This window comes from Priestia megaterium (genome assembly GCF_009497655.1).
In the GTDB taxonomy this organism is placed as follows: Bacteria; Bacillota; Bacilli; order Bacillales; family Bacillaceae_H; genus Priestia; species Priestia zanthoxyli.
Window position 1 is genome coordinate 3,645,142 of the sequence record NZ_CP023317.1, and the last position, 24,041, is coordinate 3,669,182.

A 24,041-nucleotide genomic window follows, 5' to 3' on the forward strand; every position below is an offset into this window, starting at 1 on the left:
AAAAATGAATCGATAGAAGGATATATTTTACAAAAAAAAGGTAGGCGCATAGCGCCTACCCTTTTTAAGAATAATGTTCTTCTGGCTTTTGTAATCGGTTGTCTAACGCGTACGCGCCGCTTCCTGCTAGAATCACATGAAGCGAAACAGCAAAAAGGGCAATCTCAAGCTCATAGCCGCCTGTAAAACCAGCACCGCTTTTCGCTGTAAAAATAGCGCCAATCATCACGATCGCAAACAGAACACCTATTAAGCGCGTTTGAAACCCAAGAATCATAGCAGCTCCTCCTACGAATTCAATAACAGCAACTGCGTAAGCGAAAAACGCGGGAATCCCCATGCTGTGGAAAAAACCGACCGTATTATCAATACCGCTTTGAAATTTGCCAAGTCCATGAATAAAAAACGTTAGTCCTAACATAAGACGAAGTAAAAACGTTCCAAGCTGATAGCTTTTCATTTCTTTTCCTCCTTTTTTACTTTTGTCTGCACATGTAACAATTTTAGTTACAACTGTGAACAAATTCAAGAGGTTAGAACAGAAAAACAAGATATCAGCAAATTTCTTTACCTCATTTTAAACATTTTTTTTGAAAATAAGACCATGCTTCCTGCTCAGTCACGCTGAAGATACGATAGAAATGCAAAAATATGATCCTGAATAATGAGTTCTGCCGTAGCAGAATGGCTCTTTAATGATAAGTGTTCAGAATATCGAAATCTGTTAAATTTATTTACATCAACATGGTGAACGGCCTGCACATGGAAACCCCCTACTATGGCTTTTACTTGGGCAAAAGGCGGTACAGCAAGAGATTCGGGCTCAATTTTCTCGAGGCACTCTCTGCTTATGGCATGAGGAACAGCTGTCATGGAGCTCATTAATAAATCTTTTCTTCCTATTGTCTCGTTCAACACGTACTTCCACCCCTGGACCACATGCGTGAGCTTTTCTTCATCTTCACATATGTTTAAAGCTACATCGACACCGCTCGCTACCGCTGCAGCAAACGGATACAACTCCTGAGCTGAAAGAACAAAGTCCCCGTCTATGAAGAGAAGAATATCTCCCGTTGCTGCAAGTGCTCCTGCAGCTCTTCCGCAATCATGCCCTAACCGCTCATCGTAAACAATAGTTTTAACACCCTGTTCTTTGGCATACTTCTCCGACTGATCCGTAGAGCCGTTAATCACAACAATAATTTCTAACGGTTCAAGTTTTCTTGCTTCTGCAATCACTTGTTTGATTGTTCCTTCTTCGTTGCAAACCGGAACAATAACAGACAGCTGTTTGCCTCCATAAAAAGAAGATAATTTCCCCCAGCCGTGCTCCACAACTGGAAGAGGCTGTGCGAGCATATCCACTCGCCTTTTACGATTTGACGCAAGCGTATAATATGTTTGAAGAAGCTGCTGGTAGGATTGAATTCGTTCTCTGCTACGCAGCGGCCGATCAAACGGACGAAAGCTTCCCTTTCCCTGCGTTTCGATCGTAATATGCGAGCTTACACGATACTGTGTTAAGAACGTCACAAATAAAGAAAGAGGCGGCAACTCCCAGTGGTTCTTTAATACGCTTACTAGCACACCGTAAGGCGCTTTTAAACAAGCGTTGGCACGATGAGGCTTTCCAAGTGCATGATGCAGAACCGTACTCCACGTCAGCTCGCTGCGGTTAAAAGCATTCATCTTTGTTTTTTCCCACTTGTTTAGCACCACATCGCTATGTTCAAATAACAGCGGCTGAACAAAACGCTCAAGCTCGGAAGCCGAAAGAATAATATCGCCGTCTACAAATAAGACGGCATCTCCTTTAGCAGCCTTTGCCCCTTCCATTCTCGCTTCATGTGGAAAAAGGCGTTTTTCTACTACTTTTACCGTACATCCCTCTTCTTTCGCTATTTTAACTGAAGCATCGGTACAGCCGTTTGCAACTACGATAATCTCAAGCACGTTCACTTTTTTAATTTGTTTAAGCACGTTTTTTAACATTTCTTCTTCATTGTAAACGGGCAGAACGACAGAAAGAGTTTTCATTGATATCCCCCCTAAAAAAAGAACCACTGAACAATTCAGCGGTTTCATTCATTTAAAATACCTCTTGTATCCACAACTTTTTTTGCGTATTTTACAATTGACCAATCGATTTGACTGTGATCGGTTAATACAAGTACAATATCGCTTTTTTCAACTTCTTCTTTTGTCAGCGGTACAGAAAAATACGTTTGCTTATTTAATATAGCGGAGTCAATATAAGGGTCATGATACGTCAGCTCATATCCTTTTGCTAAAAGACCTTCACATACCGTCAGCGCCGGCGATTCACGCATATCATTTACATCTTTTTTATACGCCATGCCTACAACAAACACTCGTTTCTCATTTGCTGCCAGCTGCTTTTCAACACGTCTAATCACTTTATTTGGCATTTCTTCATTAATATGATGAGCGGCTTCAATAAGTTCGCTCGTTAAGCCATTTTGCTTTAGTTTCCATAGGAAATAAAGCGGATCAACGGGTATGCAGTGTCCTCCAATTCCAGGACCTGGATAATAAGGAGTGAATCCAAATGGCTTAGTAGATGCAGCTTGTAAGACCTCATAAAAGTCTATTCCTAATTCCTCACACAGCTCGTTTGTTTCGTTCACCAACGAAATATTGACCAGGCGCTGAATGTTTTCAAACAGTTTGCACATTTCTGCTACTTTTGGAGAAGAAACAGGCACCACCTGTTGAAAAATACTTTCATAAAACGTCTGCACGTGATGAAGGCAGTCTTTGCTGTAGCCGCTAATTACTTTTGGAATATGCTCAATATCGTATGATTTGTTTGCCGGATCAACTCGTTCTGGAGAATAAGCTAGATAAAAATCTTTACCTGCCTGTAAGTTGGAATCTTTCAAAATAGGCAACACGACTTCTTCAAGCGTGCCTGGGTAAGTAGAGCTTTCATAAATAACGGTTTGCCCTTTTACCATCTGTTCTTTTAAGAATGCAGATGCGCTAATGACTGGTCCTAGATCGGGGTTATGATTTTCTGTAATAGGAGTTGGCACGGTCACAACTACATAATCGCATGCTTGAAATGCAGAGATACCTTTTTGTAACTCATATGCTTCAAAATTTTTCTCGCTTTGAATCACATCACTATGCACATCTGGAATATAGCTTTTCCCTTGTTTTAGCGCCTCAATTTTTCGTGCGTCAATATCAAGACCAACGACGCTATAGTTTTTCTTTGCAAATAAAAGAGCAAGCGGCAATCCAACATAGCCAAGACCAATAACAGCAACTTTTTTATTCATTCTTCAACACCTCAAACAAGATATCATGTCTTCGTATGTCCGGAAGAAACTCGCCTCTTTCACTTGTTTGGCTAATATAGTATGCAAGGGCCTCAACATAATCTCCTAGAATGCGCTGCGTTGATGCCGCCAAACCTTTGACTTTCATGTGCTCCTTTCGAATCCGGTTCGTTCGCGCCACATCAACAAAATGAACGGGCTGAACCATAAAGCCGTACATAATACTTTTTAATTGAAATAAAGGTGGAATAATAAGAGATTCGTAGCCAACTTTCTCCATTACATCCCGTTTAATTGCATGCGGAATCGCCGTCGTTGTATTGATTGTCAAATCGGGACGTTTGCAAATGATATTAAGAAAATATTTCGCCGCACTTACAGAGTGAATAGGATGCACTTCATCCAGCAGACACTCTAAATTATTAAGCGCTACATCAATTCCTTGATCAGCTGCTTCTAGATACGGACGTAAATTTTCTGCAGAAATGACGATATCCCCATCTACGAACAAGCAAACTTCACCGCTGCTGTACATGGCACCGATTGCTCGAGGTACATTATGTCCAAGCCGCTGCTTGTAATGAAGAACAGTAGCACCCGCTTCAATTGCTCGCTTAACCGTCACTTCATCGGCTCCGTTAGCAACCACGATGATTTCTTCCACTCCTGCTTTTTTCACTTCTTGGATCACGCTTGCAATCGTTTCTTTTTCTTCACCTACTGGAATAACGGCACTGTACTTAACGCCTGCTTTCCGCTTCACGCTTGGTGTATAAGCGGAAACAACTTCTCGGTTTCGATTGCCGTCTGTTAGTCCGCCTCTTATTCCTTTTTCTTCAATAAGATGAGCTAACGCTTTAATGTGATCTCCAATGATATAGTTAGTGGAAATAGGAAAAGGGGAATTGGTAGGAATGGTTTTATGAGTGTTTCGAATCTTGTTTGTATAAATAACGTCTGAAGAACACGGTGCAACAATTGACATTCCTTTTAAAAGAGCAATCGTATGAGCGAGGGGTGGATGAGCTAAGTTTTCGTATCCGATTTTAGCTGCTGATGTTTTTTTGATGGCATGAGGAATAGCTGTTAAGGCTTGAACAGATAAATCTTCACGCTGTAAGCACAAGTTCAGCATATATTTGGCAACAGAAACAGGATGAGGACGCACCTTTCGTTTCATAATCCATGTTAGATTATTTAAAGCGATATCATGACCGGTTTCTATAGCTTGAGTATATTTCATCAGCTCCTCATGAGAAACCGCTATATCTCCGTCCAAAAAAAGCAAAATATCTCCTTTTGCTTTTTTAGCCCCAATGGCTCTTCCAATATTAATACCTAGAGCTTCTTCATAGTAAATGACGCGGCACCCTGCACCCTCGGCTATTGCCTTAGTTGCATCACTAGATCCATTTACTACGACAATAATTTCTAACGGCTTTATTTTTTGAGCTTCTTTAAGCACAGGTAATAATGAATCTTCTTCGTTACAGACTGGAATAATGACTGATACTTTCAATCTCACTCAACTCCGCTGAAAATTCGAACATACGTGATGGCTACTAGTGGGATGGTTACGTCCGTGGGCTCACCATATGAGCTTGATGTACGCACAACAGCCGCTGCGTCCGTAACAGCAAGCAGTGTTCCATTAATAACGTCGATAGCTGTGATGATTTGCACAAATGAACCCACATTTTCTCTTAATGCATCTTGAAACATACTTTTCTCTCCTTTCGTTTAAGCGCTTTGAATAGTAACAATGCTTGTAAATGGAAGTAATACTGTTGATGTTGGAGACTCTACTAATTCTAAATAATCATCTCCTACAAATATCACAACACCTTCTAGTGGACCAGCCGTTGTTTCAATCACAACTTCTTTTCCAATATACTGCTCGGCAATTTCTTTAAAAGGTGATTCTTGAGATTCTTTAATAATATTTATTACGTATTCTTTGAACGTGTCAGAATAAACGACTTCTTCTACCGCTTTCTTTGTGTTTTCCTGAATAAATTCAGCAAATCGATTTGAAAACAACAGGTGTTTTATCTTTTCTACATAGCGACGGTAACAACAAAAAAACATAAATTTTGTTCCTCCTTTTTATACGGTTCTCCCTTCAAATTACCTACAACCATTGACGTAACTTAAGAGATTACTTTACCAATATATACAAGCTTTATCATAAAGGTGACAGAACTTTTATCACATTGTTATACAAATACGCACATGACCAGCCCGTTTTGCATAGGATTATTCCCTACTTCCTCCTACCTATTGAAACCCAAACAAAAAAAGACAAAGCTCCTAAGCTTTGTCTTTTCTTATCTATTAAATGAAGAATCAGTTGGCTGCAATACGCTTTGCTCCTATATAGCGCTCTTTCCAATAGCTTGAATTTTTATCGCTAATTGTAACGCCTTTAGAAGACGATGCGTTAATAAACTTTCCGTCTCCAAGATAAATACCTGCATGAGAAGGACCTTCTTTGTACGTTTCAAAGAACACAAGATCTCCTACCTGCGGTTCACTTACATTTTCACCTGCTTTATAGATATCTTCAACCGTTCTTGGAATATCAACGCCTACGCTTTCTTTATATACATACTGAAGATATCCGCTGCAGTCAAATCCTGAAGGTGTAGTGCCGCCCCATTTGTACGGCGTGCCCATTAAGGATTTTGCTTTGCTGATTACTTTATCCGTATTCACTTCTGATTCGCCTTCTACAACGCCGCCTTTACCTAATGCATTGTATGTATTCTCTCCAACAATTCCATCTGCTTCTAGGTTATGTTTCTCTTGAAAAGCCATAACCGCTTTTTTTGTTTCATAATTAAAATAACGCGATACTTCGCCTTTTAAAAATCCTTTATCTTTTAACACCGTTTTAACTTGTTCAACATCATCATTTGTCATCCCTTGTTTTAAAACCATGTCGCCAAACGCAGCATGTCCCATTGCCGGACTTGCAAATAAAGCTCCTCCTACAAGAAGCGCCGATAGCATTTTTTTCATTTCGTTTCCTCCCCGAATCATGTTTTAAGCACCGTACAACCATACCATCTGCGGATAACAATTCAATTAATAGAAGATAACAATTTGATAACAATCTTTTTAAACAGCCTCAACTCTTGGACGTAAAACGCCGAAATATAAGAAGAAGAGAAAAACAACTATTCTAGCAAATAAAGGTGATAAACATGAATTGGTTTAAACGAAACAACGTGCACGCCGAAGCCGCGGCTGTCGAATCCATCACTGTAAAGCTTCATGTATCGGATCCGATGATAAAAAAGCAGATTAACATGATTTCCTTAACAGCAGAGGATCTCGAACGAATTGCCAGATTTCAAGTTCACGCGCTGAACGCCATCGAAGAAATCGTGAATGATTTTTATAAAGCTATTGGCGAACAGGCTCATTTGGTTGCGATTATCGAAAAGCACAGCAGCGTCCATGCATTAAAACAAACGTTAAAACAGCACATCTTAGAAATGTTTGATGGACAAATAGACGACGCTTTTGTGGTAAAACGTCAAAAAATTTCCAAGATGCACGTTAAAATTGGACTTGAGCCAAACTGGTATTTGTGCGCATTCCAAAATTTATTTACGTCGCTTCTTTCAGTATGTGAACGTACGATGGAATCAAAAGAAGAATGTCTAGCTTTTATCGCAAGTATGACAAAACTTATTAGTCTAGAACAGCAAATTGTGTTAAAAGCCTATGAGCTTGAATATGACGAGCAGCGCGCTGGACTTCAGACTCAAAAAGAGAAAATTCAGCTAGAAATCTCTCGTACATCATCTATCCTTTCTTCGTTATCTGAAGAAACGAAGAAATTTATGAATCAAATGCACAGTCAGTCTTCTGACGTCGTTTCTTATGCAAACAAAAGCTCTGAACTAGCAGAAGTCATTGAGAAGGAATCCGTTACGAGTCAAGCAAAATTAAAAGAAGAACAAAACATGCTTGGAAGCATACAAAAAAATACGTCGCTCATTCAAAACAAAATGAAAACGCTCGAACATACATCACAGCAAATTCATCAAATTGTTTCCATTGTTACTTCTATTGCGGAGCAAACGAATTTATTGGCATTAAACGCTTCGATTGAGTCTGCTCGAGCAGGTGAGCATGGAAAAGGATTTGCAGTGGTGGCACAGGAAGTACGGAAGCTTGCAGAAGAAACGAAGAAATCGATTTCTAATATTTCTACTTTTATCGGAGACATTCAAAAACAAATCGAAAGCGTTTCGGCGTTAGGTGGAGAAGTCGCTACATTAACAAAAGATACAGCTGACAATATGAACAACATTACTTCTTTTTTCACGAACGTCCTTAGCATAACAACCGAGAACAAACAGCAAACCGTTCTAACAAAAAAAGAGCTTGATAAAATCGCTGACGCAATGAAGCAGCTATCTCTGCGGATTGAGAAGATGGCCCATTCCTCAGAAGAACTTGAACGGTTAACTGAAAAAAGTTGATATGCAAAAAAGCCTTCTCAGCTTGCACAAGAAGGCTTTTTTATTTTTTCAAGCTAGCGGGCTCTTGAGAAGAACGTTCGATGAACTGGACAAAATCATCTCCGTATATGCTTCGAATCAGAGCCGTCAGCTCAACAAAGTCAGGCAGCTCTCCATAAACATCTCGCAGCGGCATCGCTCCTTGAAACAAAGGATTTTCAAGAGGGTTATAATCCTCGATCGTTTTTAAAAACATCTTTTTTCCTTCTTCTGTGAGCTGCACGTATGTATTCCGCTTATCTTTCTCATTTTTAGAAAGGGTAAGATAGCCCCGCAGGTGCAATTTTTTTGCAAAGTTAAAAGCTGTGGATAAATGCATGACGCCTAGCTTTGAAATGTCGGTCATCGACGCAATTTCCAGCTGATAAGCAATCCCTAAAATGTGATGCTCATTAATGCTCAGATCGTACGGCTTAACCCACTGTTCCCAATCCTTTTCAGTAGACTTCCAAAGAGCTTTGCTTACTTGCATCACAAGCTGATTAAACAGCATGGCATCTTTAATCGTATCTTGATTTAACGTGCGTTTCACCTCTTCACTTCCTCTCTAGAAATGCAACCGTTCACATCATTTGTCCCTAAGACTTTATAAATAAAAAGAATGAAAATATATACAGAATATTATACATGATTGCTTATATATTTCAACTTATTTTGCATAAAAATAAATTTAAACGTTTCTTTATGTAAAAACCAGGCGTGAACGTTCAGTGTTCACGCCTGGTTTTTAATGAATATACCGTTTACCAACTAGAAGGTTTGAAATAACGTCCGTTGGAATTTCAAACTCAATGTTTCCCATATATCCTGGAGCGACTTTGTATTTATCAAATACAATTCTAAGCTTGTGATCTTTTGTAATGTAGAAGCTTTGATTTTCAGCAATCTCTTTAAAAGGATCCATATCTTCTTCAGTCAGCCAATAGATTTTGCCTTCTTCATGCTTCATTTGATCTTTCATTTGCTGTTTAATATTTTCACTAATGACCTTTATATAGCTTTTATCTTTGAACAAACTTGGAAGCGTAACGAGCACTTCGTGTTTTTTATCAATCGTGTCGTACTGATTAACGCTCGACGTTGAAGCTCTCGATTCTTCCACATATCGATGAACCACAAGCAAATCATCAGTATCCGTCATAATATCATAGCCGCTGCTGACAGCCACGTTTCCTTTCTCTTCTTTTCGTAATGTTTTCATCTCTTTTTTAAACTGTTCATACAGCTGTTCATTTTCTTTTATATACTTTTCATTTAAGTTTGTTTGAAGACCTTTGTTTTCCAAGCCTGAAATCGATGGTGTTTTCACGTCAATACGAGAATGCTTTTCTTCTTGTTTTAGTTCCTCAAATGTAATTACTTCTACTACTTTTCCCAGTACAGGAATTTTTGCCATTGCATTTGCCGCATCTGGACTTACATTCACCGTTGTGATAAAAATCATCGCTGCTGCCGCAATCGAGCTCGGCCAAATATAGAATTTCTTTTTACGAGGGTGTGAAAAAAGTGCCTGTGCAACAACACCATCTAATTCGTCTGGAATAGGAATGTCATGATACTGCTTCTTTAACTTTTCTATTTTTTCATTCATTGTTCTAAGTCCTCCTCCGTCATCGTAATCCGCAACAGGTTCAACGCTCTGTATAGCCTTGTCTTTACTGTATTTACATTTTCCTCAATGATTTCCGCAATTTCGTCCATTTTTAAATCTTCGAAAAACCGCAGAATAATAATGGTCTTATATTTAATCGGCAGCTGATCCATTGCTTGCTTTAAATCAATATCTTCATACTGATCTTCACGTCCGCTGCTCAGATACTCAAGCTCTTCATCGCCCATAAGCGTTAAACGTTTATGCTTACGCAGGAAATCGATTGCTGTTCGTACAACAATTTTATAAAGCCAGCTGTTAATCGATTGAATATCTTTGATACTGTCTATTGAAATGAGTGCTTTTTTAATCGATTCTTGCACAATATCAAGCGCATCTTCTTGATTTTTTACATAGCTAAAAGCAAGCCGGTAAAAATCTGCTTTATGCTCGGTTATGCATGCTACGAGCATCTGATGTGCATCGTGTTTTTTCATTGTCTTTCATACCCCTTCTATTTTCTCTTGCTGAAGTACATCTATAAGGTAGACGGAATGAGTAGAAAAATAGTTTGGTTTTTTTAAAAAAAAAGTAAAACTAAATGATGGTCTCATGCGTCTATTAGGTAGATATATACAAAAAGGGGAATATTACTACATGAAAACCATGGGCTACAAACGTATTTTGACACTGCTTGGATGCTGTATTTTGTTTCTTGGTACAGCAGGGTATATCGTCAAAGCAAACAGTACAGAGAAAAAAACGGCAAGTATTCAAACAGATCAAACCTATCCAGACGTTGAAATTCAAACGCTAGTTAAGGACCTTACCGACGGAGGCTATGCCATTAGCTACCCTTCCTTTGGTAAAAAAGAAATTGATCAATCCATTCAAGCTTACGTAATAGATCAAGTGGCACACTATGAAAAAAAGCTGAAGAAGCAGTCAAAAAAGAAAAAATCTGAATTAACGATTACATATAAAATCGTCCATTACAGCAAGCAAACGCTAAGCGTTGTCTTTGATGAATATGAATCTGTAAATGGAGAGAAAGGAACGTCTTCTCTCAAAACCTTTACATTTGACCTGCCTGCTCAAAAACAAATGACGTTAAAAGATTTATTTAACGAGAATGCAAACTATTTAGATCGCCTTTCGGCTATTTCATATGCTGAATTAAAAAAACAAATGAAAAAAGCTGATTTTGACCCGGGCCTTCAAAAAGGAACTCAGGCAGCCAATCAAAATTTCAGTCAGTTTGCGCTGCTTGAAAACAGTATTGTGATCTACTTTAAGCCTTATCAGCTAGGTGCTGAACAAACGAAAACCAAAACGATCGCTATCCAAAAAGATTTATTTAAAGACATGCTGAGCGATGCTTACAAAGACGAAGCAGCAAATAAAAATAAAGTCAAAGAAACGCCTCCAAAACATATCGTTAACGAAATGCCGCAGCAAGGAGCGCCTATTGATCCAACTAAAAAAGTCGTTGCGATGACCTTTGATGATGGACCTAACCCTGCATCTACCAATGTGATTTTAGATGGATTAAAAGAAGTGAACGGACACGCTACCTTTTTTGTGTTAGGAAGCCGCGTTCAATATTATCCTGAAACAATCGAACGTATGGTGAAGGAAGGCAACGAAGTCGGAAATCACTCTTGGGACCACCCTCAGCTCACACGTTTAAATGAAGCGCAGGTCAAACACCAAATAGGCGATACCCAAGCCCTTATTAAACAAGTGAGCGGCTATGAACCACTGCATGTACGTCCTCCTTATGGAGCTGTGAATGCAAATGTAAGACGTTATGTCGGAAATGTTGGCGTGACTCTATGGGATATCGATCCTGAAGACTGGAAATATCGAAACGTTCCTCACTCCGTTCAAGCAGTTATGAGCCAAGTCGGAGACGGAAAAGTTATTTTAATGCATGATATTTATCAAACAAGTGCCGAAGCAGCGGTTGAAATTATGAAGCAGCTTCACGCACAAGGATATCAGCTTGTTACGATTTCACAGCTAGAACAAGTAAAAAAAGAGCGGGAACAGCTGCACTTGCAGTAGAGGATCGCAGACGAATGCGCTGCAGCCATTAGGATGGCTGCAGCGCTTTTGTTTTTTTTATGCGATGTTTAATAAAGGCTATACAGAGCAGCGTAAGCGGAATCACTACGTGAAAAGGGATAAAAAGTAGCACCGGCATAATCGTTAAGCCTTCTTTTAAATGCTCTTGAAAATTACTTGCAATCGTCAGAGAAAAAAATAAAATCACCGTGCCAACAGGATATGTCAGCGCAGAAGGTCGTTTTACCTTAAACAGCGTGGAAAGCCCCACAATTACCGCGTAAAAAAAGACGCTGATTTTAACAAACCCTCCAATGACTAACGCAATCATAAAAAACACGTCTAGCCGCTCTAAAAAATCAGCTACTCTAATGCTCTCTACCGTACTTAAAAGCGGAAAGACCGACCTGTTAGTCAACCCTATCCCTAATACACTCACGTTGATCGCCATTGTAATTGCTAAATTAATGCCGCTTAACACAATGCCGCAAAGGCCTACAAGCTTTACTTTTTTAGGATCTTTTACATATGGAAAAATCATCGTAAACACAACAGCTTCTCCATACGGAATATACAGAGTCTGAGTGGCGACTGTTTTTAAAACCGGCCAAATCCCATCTCCAAGTATCGGTTTTAAAGAAGTAAAATCAATTAATCCTGAAACAAAAATAAGCACAAATCCTGCTACAGCCAAGATATACATCAAAATAAACATGAGCTCTCCTGCCCGAGCCACTACTTCAAGTCCTTTGTGCACAGTATAAATAATCAACAGCATCAGCATCGCGTTCACGACAAACAAAGGGCTGTCGGGGTAGCCAAATGTCAGCAGCATTTCTCCAAAATCACGAAGTACGCGAGCGGCAGCATATGAAAAATGAAGCAAATATAAAAAAGCAAGTGCAGATCCCAAGACTTTCCCTAGCAGCTTTTGCATGTATTCTGTCGGCAGCATGTTAGGATAGTACCTATACAGCCGGTAGTAAATGAGGTAAAGCAATAAGCTCCCAAACATACCGAGTAAAATAGCAAGCCAGGCGTCTTGTTTTGCATCCATTGCAAGCGGAATGAGCAATGCGCTTCCATGTTCAAAAAGGACGATTAAAATAAAAAACTGCACAGAGCTAATTTTCACTTTTTCCACTCATTGCTCCCTCCTGTTTACTGGCGTTGTTTTACCGCATCAGACATAAACGACTTGTTTCGCAAACCTGCTCGTCTTACATACGCTTCTACTTTCACATCCATCTCCACTTCAGGAAAATACACATCGCTCCACTCATGCTGAAGCCTTTTCCACTGCCTCGGATAATTTTCGTGCACGACTTCTCCAAATCCCACAACATCCGTCTGTTTTTTTTGAGCAAAAGCAAACGCTTCTTTTATTTCGTTTTCAATCGCTGCTTCTATTTTTTTTTCAATATCAAGAATCACAAATGGATTTTTAATATCTATAGGTACTTCCATTTCACCAATATCTCCTTCTACTCTAGTTCGTACAATCATCTTTGGTTTGCCGTTTACCATATTTGCACTCACATTTGTTCGCTGACGGACGACTTGATAAGCAATGGCTTTCTTTTTATCTTTCCATGAAATATTCACATCTGTTCCCTGCACTTTATCCCGCAGCCACATCACGCCTCGCGCTTTTTTTCCATATAAAAATGTAATCAACTTCCCATCTTTAAACATGCCGAGTCCTTCTGCACGAAGAGTCGATTCAGGAGCAGTTTGCTGAAGATTTTGCAGCGTTTGGGCTTTTTGAGCGCTACCTCTTATTCCAAACCCTGACATCAGCGCTTGACTTCCCGGGGATTCAAGGTTTTTCATAACTTCTTGAGCCGATACTTTCATATGTTCTCCCCACTTTTGTTCGGTGAGTTCCAGCGTTTTAAGGACTTTATTAGCTGGAATTTTATCAATTGGCGTAAGAGATTTTACAAAACTGGAAGCTTTTACGCCGTTTGCAATGACCATATCAGATGTAATTCGAAATTCCGGATCTCGGTCAATGCCATCAATAATAACATCAATGCCCTCCGTTCTCGCTAGGCTTTCTCCGATCACAATTAAGTTTGTATGAGCGTAGTACAGTCTTCTTGATACCGTGCTCGATGCTCTTCTGCTTGCTTCTACTAAGTTTGCGCCTTTTGCTCCGTATACGGAAACAGACGGACTTTGGGTACCACCCCCGCCGCCTTGAAGACCGCCGGCTACGTTACCTGGATTAATAATTTGTAGCGTGATTTGATACTGACCATCTTTTGTTTTATCAATTCCCATCGCTGCGACAATCGCTAAATCGGTTAATTCCTTACTGCTCCAGCAGCTTGAAAGGATGCAAATCGAAAATGCCATAACTGTACATAAAAGCCCTTTACGCATCACTTTGATCGCCTTCTTTCACCGTAGTGTTTGCCATTCCCCGGCTTTTAGGAGGCATTGGGCGCTGGTTGTCTCCTTCTCTCACCATATTTCCACTACTGATGAGCCTTGGTCTTTGTCTAAGCGTCCACCACGGCATGCGAACAATGGTATCACCTGAATTGCTCGGAATAAATGGAGCAAGAGGCGTCATGTATGGAACACCGAATGAACGAAGACTGCAGAGATGAACAATCATCATTAAAAAGCACAGGATAATGCCATAAAACCCGAAAGTAGCCGCTGCAATCATAAAAACAAAGCGAATGAGCCGAGCAGAAATCGCAATGGCAAATGAAGGCGTCGCAAAGCTTGCAATCGCCGTCATCGCTACAACAATAACCATCGCTGGAGATACAATCCCTGCTTGAACCGATGCTTGCCCAATCACGAGCGCTCCTACAATTGAAACTGCAGAACCGATCGCCCTTGGAAGTCGAATACCAGCTTCTCGCAAAATTTCAAATGTGACTTCCATAATGAGCGCTTCAACCAAGGAAGGAAACGGAACATCTTCCCGCTGTGCAGCAATGGCGATGAGCAGCTTCGTCGGAACCATTTCTTGATGAAAAGTTGTGATCGCTACATACGTAGCCGGTGCAATCAGTGAAATAAAAAAAATAAGAATGCGTAAAAAACGAATCGACGTGGCAATATCAAAGCGTGAATAATAATCTTCAGGAGACTGAAAAAACTGAATGAAGACAGCAGGTGCAATCAGCACGAATGGCGTTCCGTCTACAAAAATCGCAATACGCCCTTCTAAGAGATTTCCTGCAACGATATCGGGACGCTCCGTGTGATACATTGTAGGAAAAGTAGTGTACGTTTGGTCTTCAATAAGCTGCTCTACATAGCCTGATTCTAAAATGCTATCGATATTAATTTGGTTAAGACGCTTCTTTACTTCTTTTACGATTTTGTCATTGGCAATCCCATTAATGTACATCATTGAAACGTCTGTCTGCGTTACTTTCCCAATCTTCATCGTTTCTACCCATAAGTCAGGCGATTTGATAATTCGCCTGACCATGGGCATGTTTTTAGCAATCGATTCCGTGAACCCTTCCTTAGAACCCCGAACGACAAGCTGTGTAGTCGGTTCTTGAATGGAACGCCACTCCCCGCCTTTCGTACCTGCACTCATCGCATGGTTGTTTCCATCTATCAAGATAAGCGTGTCTCCTGACATCAAGGCGGGAAACACTTCACTCCACGTATGTAAAATCGCAATGTCTCCAATTCCTACTACATCTTCTTTTAATAACGTAAAAGCATTTTGAGGTGTTATTGGTTCAGAAAACACGTCATCTTTCATCATGGTGTCTACTAAAAGCTCTTGGATAGACTGATTGTCTACAATTCCGTCTATATAGATAACAGCGGCTTGAATGACTGCCCTTTCCCCAATTTTTATATAGCGGATCACCATATCCGAGCTGTTCCCCGTTCGCTTTTTTATGTTAGCTATATTACCTTCAAGCGACTGCATCAGCAGTTCTTGTTCCTCTGGTAGCGAACCTTCTGTTTCCTTTTTATTGTCTTTGCTTTTTTTATTTTTAAATAAAGAAGGCACGATTAAAAACACCTTTCTTTTCTTTTTTTTAGCTTTTTCCAAATAAATGCTTTGTATGCAATTTTTAATAGAACAATCAAAGCGTAAGACCAAAAAAATAACAAAAACTATCAGTAGAATGTTTTTAAGAAAAAAATAAAAACGGAGAGTGAGACATATGAAAATCGTTTGGATATCAGCTTTGCTGTTAGGATGCTTAATGGGATTTTCTATCGGTGTGGATATGATGCAAGGATTTAGTTTTTCCATGGCCTTGCAAAATGCCTACAGTCCGTTTCGTGTTATGGAGTTTGCTGAATTATTTGTCCTTTTTTTCCTTTTGTTCTGTTTTGTAGTTGAAGTATTTTACCGCTCATTTAAAGTAAAAAAAGCAAAACAGCAGCAAAAATAAAACTCCGTAAAAAACACATATTTCTCCTTTTTACCACCTATTCTCCTTTCCATTTAAATGTTATAATTTTCATAATTGGAGAAACTTTTACACGCCTTTCTTCATGGAAAGCTGTACGCTTAAACTACAAAATAAATATTAACTTTGAACTAAAAGGTGAAGAAATGATGAAAAAAAAATTAGCCGTTATTAGTACAGCTTGCTTACTTATTCTTGCAAGTGACCCCATCTCTTCTTATGCTACTCCTGATTCCCCGGATTCCTCTTCCGATGTTTTGGACCAGTCAACGGACGTGGATACAACTGAAGATGTAAAAGCTATTTTTGACTCTCTCTATCAAGAAGGCTATTCGCTCGGAGAAGAAGATGGATACGCACAGAAAAAATTCGAGCAGTTCGATCAAACAACAGGACTGGACAAATCTTCTGAAGAATTCACGTGGTTTATGATGGGGTATACGGTAGGATATAAAAAAGGACAGCAGCAAAAAGAGGAAGAACTCAAGACTGAACAAGAAAATGAAATGGCTGCCGGCGAAGAGGAAGGCTATCAGCAAGGCGTCCTTGATTACAAACATGCTACTATTCAATCGGAAATCGACCCTTTCCCTTCTAAGTCATCCGACTGGAATAAAGGTTATGTTCAAGGCTACAAAAAAGCTATTTCTTTAATGGACCTATCTGTTAAAGCAAAAAAAGAAGGCTATGAACAAGGTCTTGAAAATGATTCGATGAGTGTTCCCAGCATGTATGATGATGAGGATGTCACACGTCAGGCTTTTACAGAAGGCTTTGAAACCGCTCAAGCCGAAGTACTGAATCAGCAAAAAAAGCAGTTTGAAAAGCAAGGCTACGTACAAGGCTATCACGACCTTCCACTCGAAGTACCTGCAGAAGCAGAGGGCGAATTGCAAACAGCCTTTGAACAAGGATATGAAAAAGGACAGAAACAAAAACAAAAAGACGTAAAAGCAGATGGATACGACTCAGCTTTCACTTATCAGACCTATAGAGCGCCTAAAAGTCTTCAGGACAAGCCTCAACTAGAAAAATGGTACAAAGCAGGTTTTTATTCGAATAAAGATGTGAAATCTTTACAGCAAAAAGCTTATAAAGACGGCTGGAAACTAGGAAAAGAAATGAGCGTTCCGAAAAAATACAAGCAAAATAAAGCTGCGGTGGCGATGTACAAGAAATATTTTGAACAAGGCCAAAAAAAGCAGGATAAAACAGTGAGTCATATCCTGCTCGGCAGCGGTATCGTTCTTACACTGCTTGCCCTTATCACGCTATGGAGACTTCGCCGCCGTAAAAATGAAGATACAACACTAGATAGCTAAAGACAAGTACATAAAAAACCCGAAAAATCATGATTTTTCGGGTTTTTATGTTAAATAATCATTCGTTTATTTTCCGCAAGCTGAACTTCTTGCTCCTGTTTTGACTGATTTTGTTTTCGAATTTTCAAATAATAATAAACATAACAGCCTATAAAGAAGATACCTCCGCAGTATAACGCCATTCGCTGCTCAGGATCAAACGCAAGACTGATCATAACAATACAGTTCGTAATAAGCGCTACGATAGGCAGAACCGGATAAAGAGGTGTTCTAAATTTCAGATCTTCTACTTTTCCACCTTTAGCCACGTAAGCACGACGGAATGCAAGCAGTGAAGCTGTAATCGCAATCCAGCCAATTTGAGCGCCAAGTCCAGCGAGTGAAATCAGCCATACGAAAACGGTTTTAGCTGCCACTACGCTTGAAAGCAGCGAAAAGCATGAAATCACAAGCGTAATTAATAGTGCATTAAACGGTACACCTCTTTTGTTGACTTTTCCAAGCGCAGGACTTGCCATTCCTTCTCTTGAAAGAGAATAAAGCATACGTGTAGCCGCGTAAAACCCAGAGTTTGCGACTGAAAGAAGAGCTGTTAAAATGATAAAGTTCATAATATCCGCCGCGTAAGGTACACCTACACTATCTAACACAACAACAAACGGGCTTTCTACAACGCCTGCTTTTTCACGAGGAATCATGCTTGCTAAGACAAACACGGATAAGACGAAAAAGAAAAGCGTACGCCAAACCGTTTGCTTGATCGCTTTTGGAATTGTTTTTTCCGGATTTTCACTTTCTCCCGCCGCAATTCCAATCAATTCTGTTCCTTGAAACGAAAAGTTCACCGTAATCATTGTAATCAGTAAAGCCGTTACACCGTTTGGAAACAGCCCTTCGGCAAAGAAGTTTGATAGAAGCGGTGCTTCCTGTCCGCTTTTCATATCAATAAGTCCAAACATTGCCGCTCCGCCTACCACAATAAACATAATGATGGCGAAAATTTTAACGCTTGAAAACCAAAATTCTGTTTCACCAAATGCTTTGGCTGAAAGTGCATTTAGTGAAAAAATTAACGCTCCAAAAATGGCGCACCATAACCAAACGGGCGAGCCTGGGAACCATCTTTGCATTAATTGTCCGGCAGCTAAAAACTCAAGTGCCACCGTTACTGCCCATCCTAGCCAGTACAGCCATCCAATCGCAAAACCTGTTGCAGGGCCGATAAATTTAGTGGAGTACGTTTGAAACGATCCTGCAACTGGCATAGCAACGGATAATTCTCCAAGACACAGCATCGTTAGATACATAATGATCCCTCCTACTAAGTAGGAAATCATTGCTCCCATCGGACCTGCTTCATTGATGGTATAACCTGAACCAAGAAAAAAACCGGTACCAATACATCCTCCTAGTGATATCATAAAAAGATGCCTTGTTTTCATCGTTCTTTTTAATTCTCCTGGCTGTCCCTGTGGAATATTCATCCCATTTCCTCCCTTTGCTGCACAAAAATGAAATCGCTTTCATTTTTTTAGGTTTATTTTGTTTTTATAGCCGCTTATTAGGCAGCTCTTCCTGACTGAAGTCAATTGGTGCCGGATGATTTTCAAATGGCGCCACCCCCGTAACGAAGATGGCAGCCGCTTAGTCCTGCATGACCGTTTCTTGGATCACAACAGATTTTCTCCACACGATACCTGTAAGTAGCTTTTTCCTATAAAAGCTTATCGCCAAACAATGAACTCATTAACGCAACCGCTACTTCTGCAGTTTTGTTATGCTGATCTAAAATGGGGTTCACTTCTACAAATTCAGCAGATGTCACCATGTCTGCTTCCGCTAGCATTTCCATTGCTAAATGACTTTCTCGGTAGCTGATGCCGCCTTTTACAGGTGTACCTACGCCTGGTGCATCATCTGGATCTAAGCCGTCTAAGTCCAGCGACAGGTGCACACCGTCTGTACCGCTTAAATAATCAATCGTTTCTTTCATCACTTGCGTCATACCTAAACGATCAATTTCATGCATCGTATACACTTTAATTCCTTTTTCTTTAATTAACTCTTTTTCACCATCATCTAGTGAGCGTGCACCGATAATAACTAGATTTTCAGGTTTAATTTTTGGTGTATACCCTCCAATATTTAAAAGTACAGGATGTCCTATACCCAGGCTCACCGCTAACGGCATGCCGTGAATGTTGCCCGATGGAGATGTTTCAGCGGTATTTAAATCACCATGAGCATCATACCAAATAACGCCTAAATTTTCTGAACCTTTCGCCACTCCTGCAAGCGTTCCAATTGCAATACTGTGATCTCCGCCTAATATTAACGGAAAGCGGTCTTGCTCTTTCACTTCTTCAACTCTTGCAGCAAGCTGTTCATTTCCGCTGGCTACAGCCGCTAAGTTTTTCAAATTCGTATTTTTATCCACGTCTGCCCGTTCTTTAATCTCTACTTTAATATCGCCTTCATCATGTACGGTATAGCCAAGAGCTTCTAAGCGTGTATTCATGCCCGCATAGCGGATTGCGCTCGGCCCCATGTCTACGCCCCTTCTTGTTTGCCCGTAATCCATTGGTACACCGATAATTGAAATTTCTTTTTTCATTTTCTATACCTCCGTTGCATGTTAGTCTGTGTGAAGTAAACATAGGCGTTTATTTAACTATGTATTTTTTCATTGATACAGCCCCTCATCTATTTCTTATGCAAAAATGATGCCAACTTTGTTTGTAGCATTCTATCAGTCTTTTTATCACAGTTTTTCTTACACATGCCAAAAAAACTGTCGATTTCTACAACTTTTTGGCAAACTACGCAAATTTTTTTGTCGTTTGGTTTAAAATCGCCAATTTTATTTGCTTTCTTAAAAAGGAGTGAGCCAATATATAAATGAAACCTACGTTTACCATCGCAATAAAAAATCCGAACGCTTTAGATTCTCTATCAAGAATCAAACGCGTTCGGATCTTCCTTCAACTAAGCTACTTTTATTCCATTTAATTTGTAATAACGTCTCCGTCTTCATCATCGCCGGTATCGTTTTCACCAGGATCTTTTTCTAATGAGACTACTTTCTTTTCTTCATCCCATTTCACTTTGTAGCCAAGTGATTTGGCTACTTTGATAACCGATAAATAGGAGTGGTGATTTGGCTTATACAGCTTTAAATCACTCGAATCAATGACGCCTAATCCTAGCAGCAGGCGGTCGGACTGAACGTAAGGCTTTCCATCAATCAGTTTTACTTGCTTATCAGTAAATGGATACACGGCACGGTTGACTTCGACCGTAAACTCTCCTTTTTTCTCTTCTTTAATTGGTTTTGGCTGTTTGGATACATATTTAATTGCGTCTACTCCTAATACCGTGCCTTGGCGCGTATTATCAGCACCTCCGTACATTTTCCCCGTTTCATAGTCATAGATAACCGCTTGGACATTTCCAATATGCTCTGGCTTTTCTTCAAACGCATGTCCTTTAGCCATCATTTCAAGGAGTGTATCTTGGCTAAAACCAGGTTCCCATCTTACGGTTGGATAGCCGCTTGAATAAATACGAGGCGTTAAAATCGCTTTTTGAATCGGCATCTTATGGTCAATAACATTCATAATCGTTTCTGCTACAGACGCAATAATGGTTGGGCCTCCCGGTGAACCAATTGCCATGAACGGATTTCCGTCTTTTAACAGCATCGTTGGAGACATGCTGCTTCGAGGGCGTTTTTTAGGCTCAACCTGGTTCACGCCTCCCGGAGTGGCATCAAAATCCGTCATTTCATTGTTGAGCATAAATCCGTAGTCAGGAACCATAATTCCTGAACCAAAAACTTGTTCAATGGTAGTCGTGTAAGAAACCATGTTTCCCCATTTGTCTACAACAGAGAAATGAGTCGTTTGGCCGATTGGATTTTCTTCCGTTACCGTTGCTTTATTTGGATTTTCTTTTCCTTCATATTTCCAAGGGTCTCCTTCTTTAACATTAGGCGTTGCTTTATTTGGATTAATTAATTTACGACGTTCTTTAATATAATCTTCATCTAACAGGCCTTTTTTCGGCACTTCGTAAAAGTCTTCATCTGCCATATACGCCGCGCGGTCCGCAAAAGCTAAGTGCATCGCTTCCGTTAAATGCTGCAAATACTGTGGCGTATTGGAACCCATTTTTTCTACATCATAACCTTCCATTAGCTTTAAAATTTGCTGCACGGTTAATCCGCCGGAGCTAGGAGGAGCCGCACTAACCACATCGTAGCCTCGATAAGTTGTTTTGACCGGCTCGCGTTCTTTTACAACATAATTTTTTAAATCATCCATGGTCATGCTTCCATCGCGTTTTTGAACTTCTTTAACAAGCGCTTTTCCAATTTCTCCTTTATAAAGAGCGTCTGACCCTTCTTTTTGAATAAGCTTTAATGTTTTCGCAAGATCAGGCTGAACAAGCTTATCTCCTTCTTTTAACGGCTTGCCATTCGGTACAAATACATTACCGGCCGTTTGGTATCTTTCAAGCTTGTCCGCATTTTCATCGATATACTGAGCCATCGACCAATTCACTTTAATTCCTTGTTCCGCTTGAGTAATAGCAGGTTTAATAACATCTGATAAGTCCATGGTTCCATAATCTTCAAGGGCTGTTTCTACTCCTTTTAACGTACCAGGAACTCCAACTGCTTTTCCTGTTATGTGACGCTTACTGAAAGGAATGACTTTTCCTTTTGAATCTAAAAACAGCTTAGGCGTGACATCAGCCGGTGCCATTTCACGGCTGTCTAGCATCGTAATTTTATCTTTCTTTTTTTCATAAATCATCATAAAACCGCCGCCGCCGATACCAGACATCATCGGTTCCACAACGTTTAGAGATAGTTGAATGGCCGCTGCCGCATCTACAGCGTTTCCGCCTTCAGCTAACACTTTCCTCCCCGCTTCAGCAGCCAGCGGGTGAGATGCCGCTACAATTCCTTGTGTAGCACCCCGTTTCATTGAATGGTCGACACCCGGAACTTCAGCAGCAGCTGGTGTGACAACTAAACATAAACTAAATAACGTAATAGCCAACATCTTCATAACCTTCATCTGGGTCTCCTCCTTCAAATACATTATTTCACATCGCCTGAGACGATGGATTTCACGAAGAATAAATTGGTTTATTATGATATTTTTTACATATGCGTATAAATAAAAAGCAAAGTAAATCATACCTTTGCTTTTTTAGTTAATCGCATGTTTAACTTTTCTCTCTATTCATTTACAATTATCTATATTTTCTAACAATTTATCCATAGGCTGATAGTTTCTTACTATTTTTGGAACTATGTAGACTGAACGCTCTAATAATGTAGAAAATCTAGCAGTTAAGAAGTCGTTCGACTTACATGCACTTCTTAAATTTTTTATAAATATTCTTATTGTTATATAAAAAGCAATCCTTTATGAAAATCAGCATACGTTTTCTGAAAATCAAAAATAAAACAGGACTTTAGATTCATCGTCCTGTTTGGAGCATGTTTTCGACTTTTTTAATGTCCGCGTGCGTAGGATTGATTTCCCGAGCATAGGCGATTTGTTCTTTCGCTTTTTCCATTTCTTTTAATTGAATATAGGTTTTGGCGAGTTCGAGCGGCAGCATAATCCCTTCAAAACCAAGATCTTGCGCCTTCTGCAAATAAAACAGCGATTTTTCGTAATTCCCTCCAAACATAAGCGGAGTTTCCCGATATTTTATTCCTCGAACGAAGTGCGCCAAGCTTGAAGATGGATTTAATGTTAATGCCTGATGAAGAGCCCGGTCCATTTCTAAGTTCAATACCATTTTTTCAAAGATAATTGATTCTTCAATTTGCTTTGCTAAACAAACGGCTAAGTAACAGTACAAATCAGATGCTTGAGGTTTTTTCTTCATTTCTTGTTGAATTTCGCGCTTGATCTCTTTCCACTTTCCCTCTTCTAGCTGATTCATGACGTATTGTGCATGTATTCCCACCTGTTTGCCCTCCTTTTCCTCTTTATCATAAAGGATTTCTGCGCAAATGAAAAAAGTAAGTGTTCTTCATTCTTCACAAAAAACGTTACCATTAAAAAATAGGCAAATTTCTCAATCACTTAACCCAATTAGTACATAGGATATAGAGACTTTTATTAAAGGAGGTTACACATATGGGCGCAAAAGGCGGTTTTGGTTTTTCATTTATCGTTGTTTTATTTATCCTATTAGTAATCGTAGGGTGTTCTTGCTACTACTAATTTCTAGAGAGGATGAACATCATTCATCCTCTCCTATTTCAAAAAAACCATGCTTTCGCATGGCTACATACCGATTAGATGAATGAGTAGAGGAACTCATTGTTCGGCAATATTGAAGAAATTTTTGGTTTTTACTTCCGCCTAGTATGCCTTTTTTGAAGGGGACTATGCGCAAATAAAGTTAACGTTTAAAAGCGAAAGCCAGACGCACCTACAATAACAAGTAAAACAAATAACACAACGATTAACGCAAAATTTTGTTTTCCCACGTACCATCCCTCACTTCCTGTTATCTGCTTTTAGTGTATGCAACAGCTTGGCAAAATGTTTAGGACAGGGGTGCGGATTTTTCCAATGAGAAAAACCTTCAAATTTCGCCAAAAAAAGTGAATCATATTTTTGTTTCTTTCGTTATATATAGTAAGAGATTTTTTTACTATAAAAAAGGAGGGGCTTTAATGCGCCGACATTCCAAATTGCCCATTGTTCTTGTTTTTGCCTTCTTTTTATTCATCGCAACTGTTTTGTGCGTAACCTCTTATATGTCTTGAACGTATA

23 protein-coding genes are annotated in these 24,041 nt (G+C 39.7%); 5 read left to right on the forward strand and 18 right to left on the reverse strand.

Going from position 1 to position 24,041, the window contains the following annotated elements; translation table 11 throughout:
- Nucleotides 1-64 precede the first annotated feature (64 nt).
- The 7 genes from CEQ83_RS18720 to CEQ83_RS18750 form a co-directional block, all read right to left on the reverse strand.
- Complete coding sequence (locus CEQ83_RS18720) at nucleotides 65-460, reverse strand: DoxX family protein (protein WP_048019962.1); 396 nt, start codon at nucleotides 458-460, stop codon at nucleotides 65-67.
- 155 nt (nucleotides 461-615) lie between these two features.
- Nucleotides 616-2,037, reverse strand: coding sequence for a glycosyltransferase family 2 protein (locus CEQ83_RS18725; RefSeq protein WP_108674281.1), 1,422 nt, complete (start codon nucleotides 2,035-2,037; stop codon nucleotides 616-618).
- Nucleotides 2,038-2,081: 44 nt separating this feature from the next.
- On the reverse strand, nucleotides 2,082-3,305 hold the full coding sequence (locus CEQ83_RS18730; RefSeq protein WP_042991958.1) for a nucleotide sugar dehydrogenase: 1,224 nt from the start codon (nucleotides 3,303-3,305) through the stop codon (nucleotides 2,082-2,084).
- Complete coding sequence (locus CEQ83_RS18735; protein ID WP_099331233.1) at nucleotides 3,298-4,824, reverse strand: glycosyltransferase family 2 protein; 1,527 nt, start codon at nucleotides 4,822-4,824, stop codon at nucleotides 3,298-3,300. The genes CEQ83_RS18730 and CEQ83_RS18735 overlap by 8 nt, the downstream gene beginning before the upstream one ends.
- 2 nt (nucleotides 4,825-4,826) lie before the next feature.
- Complete coding sequence (locus CEQ83_RS18740; RefSeq protein ID WP_014458685.1) at nucleotides 4,827-5,027, reverse strand: hypothetical protein; 201 nt, start codon at nucleotides 5,025-5,027, stop codon at nucleotides 4,827-4,829.
- Between the two features lie 18 nt (nucleotides 5,028-5,045).
- Nucleotides 5,046-5,393, reverse strand: coding sequence for a DUF2642 domain-containing protein (locus CEQ83_RS18745; RefSeq protein WP_028414998.1), 348 nt, complete (start codon nucleotides 5,391-5,393; stop codon nucleotides 5,046-5,048).
- Between the two features lie 258 nt (nucleotides 5,394-5,651).
- The gene (locus CEQ83_RS18750; protein ID WP_099331234.1) at nucleotides 5,652-6,326 is read right to left on the reverse strand and encodes a C40 family peptidase; all 675 of its coding nucleotides are present in this window, start codon (nucleotides 6,324-6,326) and stop codon (nucleotides 5,652-5,654) included.
- A gap of 185 nt (nucleotides 6,327-6,511) precedes the next feature.
- Here CEQ83_RS18750 and CEQ83_RS18755 point away from each other — a divergent pair, with 185 nt between their 5' ends.
- Nucleotides 6,512-7,801: a globin-coupled sensor protein gene (locus tag CEQ83_RS18755; protein ID WP_028415000.1), complete on the forward strand. Its 1,290-nt coding sequence runs from the start codon at nucleotides 6,512-6,514 to the stop codon at nucleotides 7,799-7,801.
- Between the two features lie 40 nt (nucleotides 7,802-7,841).
- On the opposite strand, the gene CEQ83_RS18760 is transcribed toward CEQ83_RS18755, so the two are convergent.
- The 3 genes from CEQ83_RS18760 to CEQ83_RS18770 form a co-directional block, all read right to left on the reverse strand.
- Nucleotides 7,842-8,372: an HTH-type transcriptional regulator Hpr gene (locus tag CEQ83_RS18760; protein WP_028415001.1), complete on the reverse strand. Its 531-nt coding sequence runs from the start codon at nucleotides 8,370-8,372 to the stop codon at nucleotides 7,842-7,844.
- A gap of 195 nt (nucleotides 8,373-8,567) precedes the next feature.
- A complete protein-coding gene (locus tag CEQ83_RS18765) occupies nucleotides 8,568-9,431 on the reverse strand; it encodes an anti-sigma-V factor RsiV (RefSeq protein WP_098999632.1) in 864 nt (287 codons plus the stop codon).
- On the reverse strand, nucleotides 9,428-9,928 hold the full coding sequence (locus CEQ83_RS18770) for an RNA polymerase sigma factor SigV (protein WP_028415003.1): 501 nt from the start codon (nucleotides 9,926-9,928) through the stop codon (nucleotides 9,428-9,430). Before CEQ83_RS18770 ends, CEQ83_RS18765 begins: the two co-directional genes overlap by 4 nt.
- 160 nt (nucleotides 9,929-10,088) lie before the next feature.
- Between CEQ83_RS18770 and CEQ83_RS18775 the strand changes: the two genes are divergently transcribed.
- Complete coding sequence (locus CEQ83_RS18775; RefSeq protein ID WP_108674282.1) at nucleotides 10,089-11,498, forward strand: polysaccharide deacetylase family protein; 1,410 nt, start codon at nucleotides 10,089-10,091, stop codon at nucleotides 11,496-11,498.
- Nucleotides 11,499-11,526: 28 nt separating this feature from the next.
- Here the strand turns inward: CEQ83_RS18775 and CEQ83_RS18780 are convergent, their stop codons facing one another.
- Genes CEQ83_RS18780 through CEQ83_RS18790 form a run of 3 tightly spaced genes read right to left on the reverse strand, consistent with a single transcriptional unit; the run spans nucleotide 11,527 to nucleotide 15,501 of the window.
- Nucleotides 11,527-12,642 (reverse strand): GerAB/ArcD/ProY family transporter, encoded by a 1,116-nt coding sequence (locus CEQ83_RS18780; RefSeq protein WP_028415005.1) that lies wholly within the window; start codon nucleotides 12,640-12,642, stop codon nucleotides 11,527-11,529.
- A gap of 17 nt (nucleotides 12,643-12,659) precedes the next feature.
- Nucleotides 12,660-13,889, reverse strand: a complete 1,230-nt coding sequence (locus tag CEQ83_RS18785; RefSeq protein WP_028415006.1) for a Ger(x)C family spore germination protein — start codon at nucleotides 13,887-13,889, stop codon at nucleotides 12,660-12,662.
- A complete protein-coding gene (locus CEQ83_RS18790; protein WP_108674283.1) occupies nucleotides 13,879-15,501 on the reverse strand; it encodes a spore germination protein in 1,623 nt (540 codons plus the stop codon). Before CEQ83_RS18790 ends, CEQ83_RS18785 begins: the two co-directional genes overlap by 11 nt.
- A gap of 157 nt (nucleotides 15,502-15,658) precedes the next feature.
- Between CEQ83_RS18790 and CEQ83_RS18795 the strand changes: the two genes are divergently transcribed.
- Both CEQ83_RS18795 and CEQ83_RS18800 read left to right on the forward strand, forming a co-directional pair.
- Nucleotides 15,659-15,892, forward strand: a complete 234-nt coding sequence (locus CEQ83_RS18795; protein ID WP_028415008.1) for a YczF family membrane protein — start codon at nucleotides 15,659-15,661, stop codon at nucleotides 15,890-15,892.
- A 167-nt stretch (nucleotides 15,893-16,059) separates the two neighbouring features.
- Nucleotides 16,060-17,232: a hypothetical protein gene (locus CEQ83_RS18800; protein WP_223546227.1), complete on the forward strand. Its 1,173-nt coding sequence runs from the start codon at nucleotides 16,060-16,062 to the stop codon at nucleotides 17,230-17,232.
- 50 nt (nucleotides 17,233-17,282) lie between these two features.
- On the opposite strand, the gene CEQ83_RS18805 is transcribed toward CEQ83_RS18800, so the two are convergent.
- From CEQ83_RS18805 to CEQ83_RS18820, 4 genes are all read right to left on the reverse strand, one after another.
- Complete coding sequence (locus CEQ83_RS18805; RefSeq protein ID WP_028415010.1) at nucleotides 17,283-18,716, reverse strand: amino acid permease; 1,434 nt, start codon at nucleotides 18,714-18,716, stop codon at nucleotides 17,283-17,285.
- Between the two features lie 230 nt (nucleotides 18,717-18,946).
- Nucleotides 18,947-19,846, reverse strand: a complete 900-nt coding sequence (rocF, locus tag CEQ83_RS18810) for an arginase (RefSeq protein ID WP_034270538.1) — start codon at nucleotides 19,844-19,846, stop codon at nucleotides 18,947-18,949.
- A 391-nt stretch (nucleotides 19,847-20,237) separates the two neighbouring features.
- Nucleotides 20,238-22,316 carry a gamma-glutamyltransferase gene (gene ggt / locus CEQ83_RS18815; protein WP_028415011.1) on the reverse strand — a complete coding sequence of 693 codons (2,079 nt, stop codon included), beginning with the start codon at nucleotides 22,314-22,316 and terminating at the stop codon, nucleotides 20,238-20,240.
- A 409-nt stretch (nucleotides 22,317-22,725) separates the two neighbouring features.
- A complete protein-coding gene (locus tag CEQ83_RS18820) occupies nucleotides 22,726-23,223 on the reverse strand; it encodes a tetratricopeptide repeat protein (protein ID WP_028415012.1) in 498 nt (165 codons plus the stop codon).
- A gap of 173 nt (nucleotides 23,224-23,396) precedes the next feature.
- On the opposite strand from CEQ83_RS18820, the gene CEQ83_RS18825 reads away from it, so the two are divergent.
- The gene (locus tag CEQ83_RS18825) at nucleotides 23,397-23,483 is read left to right on the forward strand and encodes a YjcZ family sporulation protein (protein WP_016765201.1); all 87 of its coding nucleotides are present in this window, start codon (nucleotides 23,397-23,399) and stop codon (nucleotides 23,481-23,483) included.
- Between the two features lie 188 nt (nucleotides 23,484-23,671).
- Here CEQ83_RS18825 and CEQ83_RS18830 read toward each other — a convergent pair whose 3' ends face one another.
- Nucleotides 23,672-23,752 carry a YjcZ family sporulation protein gene (locus CEQ83_RS18830; protein ID WP_016765202.1) on the reverse strand — a complete coding sequence of 27 codons (81 nt, stop codon included), beginning with the start codon at nucleotides 23,750-23,752 and terminating at the stop codon, nucleotides 23,672-23,674.
- Between the last annotated feature and the right edge of the window lie 289 nt (nucleotides 23,753-24,041).

Coding starts and splice junctions, on each gene's coding strand:
- CEQ83_RS18720 (WP_048019962.1), bottom strand. CDS start 460: ATGAAAAGCTATCAGCTTGGAACGTTTTTACTTCGTCTTATGTTAGGA.
- CEQ83_RS18725 (WP_108674281.1), bottom strand. CDS start 2,037: ATGAAAACTCTTTCTGTCGTTCTGCCCGTTTACAATGAAGAAGAAATG.
- CEQ83_RS18730 (WP_042991958.1), bottom strand. CDS start 3,305: ATGAATAAAAAAGTTGCTGTTATTGGTCTTGGCTATGTTGGATTGCCG.
- CEQ83_RS18740 (WP_014458685.1), bottom strand. CDS start 5,027: ATGTTTCAAGATGCATTAAGAGAAAATGTGGGTTCATTTGTGCAAATC.
- CEQ83_RS18745 (WP_028414998.1), bottom strand. CDS start 5,393: ATGTTTTTTTGTTGTTACCGTCGCTATGTAGAAAAGATAAAACACCTG.
- CEQ83_RS18750 (WP_099331234.1), bottom strand. CDS start 6,326: ATGAAAAAAATGCTATCGGCGCTTCTTGTAGGAGGAGCTTTATTTGCA.
- CEQ83_RS18755 (WP_028415000.1), top strand. CDS start 6,512: ATGAATTGGTTTAAACGAAACAACGTGCACGCCGAAGCCGCGGCTGTC.
- CEQ83_RS18765 (WP_098999632.1), bottom strand. CDS start 9,431: ATGAATGAAAAAATAGAAAAGTTAAAGAAGCAGTATCATGACATTCCT.
- CEQ83_RS18770 (WP_028415003.1), bottom strand. CDS start 9,928: ATGAAAAAACACGATGCACATCAGATGCTCGTAGCATGCATAACCGAG.
- CEQ83_RS18775 (WP_108674282.1), top strand. CDS start 10,089: ATGAAAACCATGGGCTACAAACGTATTTTGACACTGCTTGGATGCTGT.
- CEQ83_RS18795 (WP_028415008.1), top strand. CDS start 15,659: ATGAAAATCGTTTGGATATCAGCTTTGCTGTTAGGATGCTTAATGGGA.
- CEQ83_RS18800 (WP_223546227.1), top strand. CDS start 16,060: ATGAAAAAAAAATTAGCCGTTATTAGTACAGCTTGCTTACTTATTCTT.
- CEQ83_RS18805 (WP_028415010.1), bottom strand. CDS start 18,716: ATGAATATTCCACAGGGACAGCCAGGAGAATTAAAAAGAACGATGAAA.
- rocF (WP_034270538.1), bottom strand. CDS start 19,846: ATGAAAAAAGAAATTTCAATTATCGGTGTACCAATGGATTACGGGCAA.
- ggt (WP_028415011.1), bottom strand. CDS start 22,316: ATGAAGGTTATGAAGATGTTGGCTATTACGTTATTTAGTTTATGTTTA.
- CEQ83_RS18825 (WP_016765201.1), top strand. CDS start 23,397: ATGGGCGCAAAAGGCGGTTTTGGTTTTTCATTTATCGTTGTTTTATTT.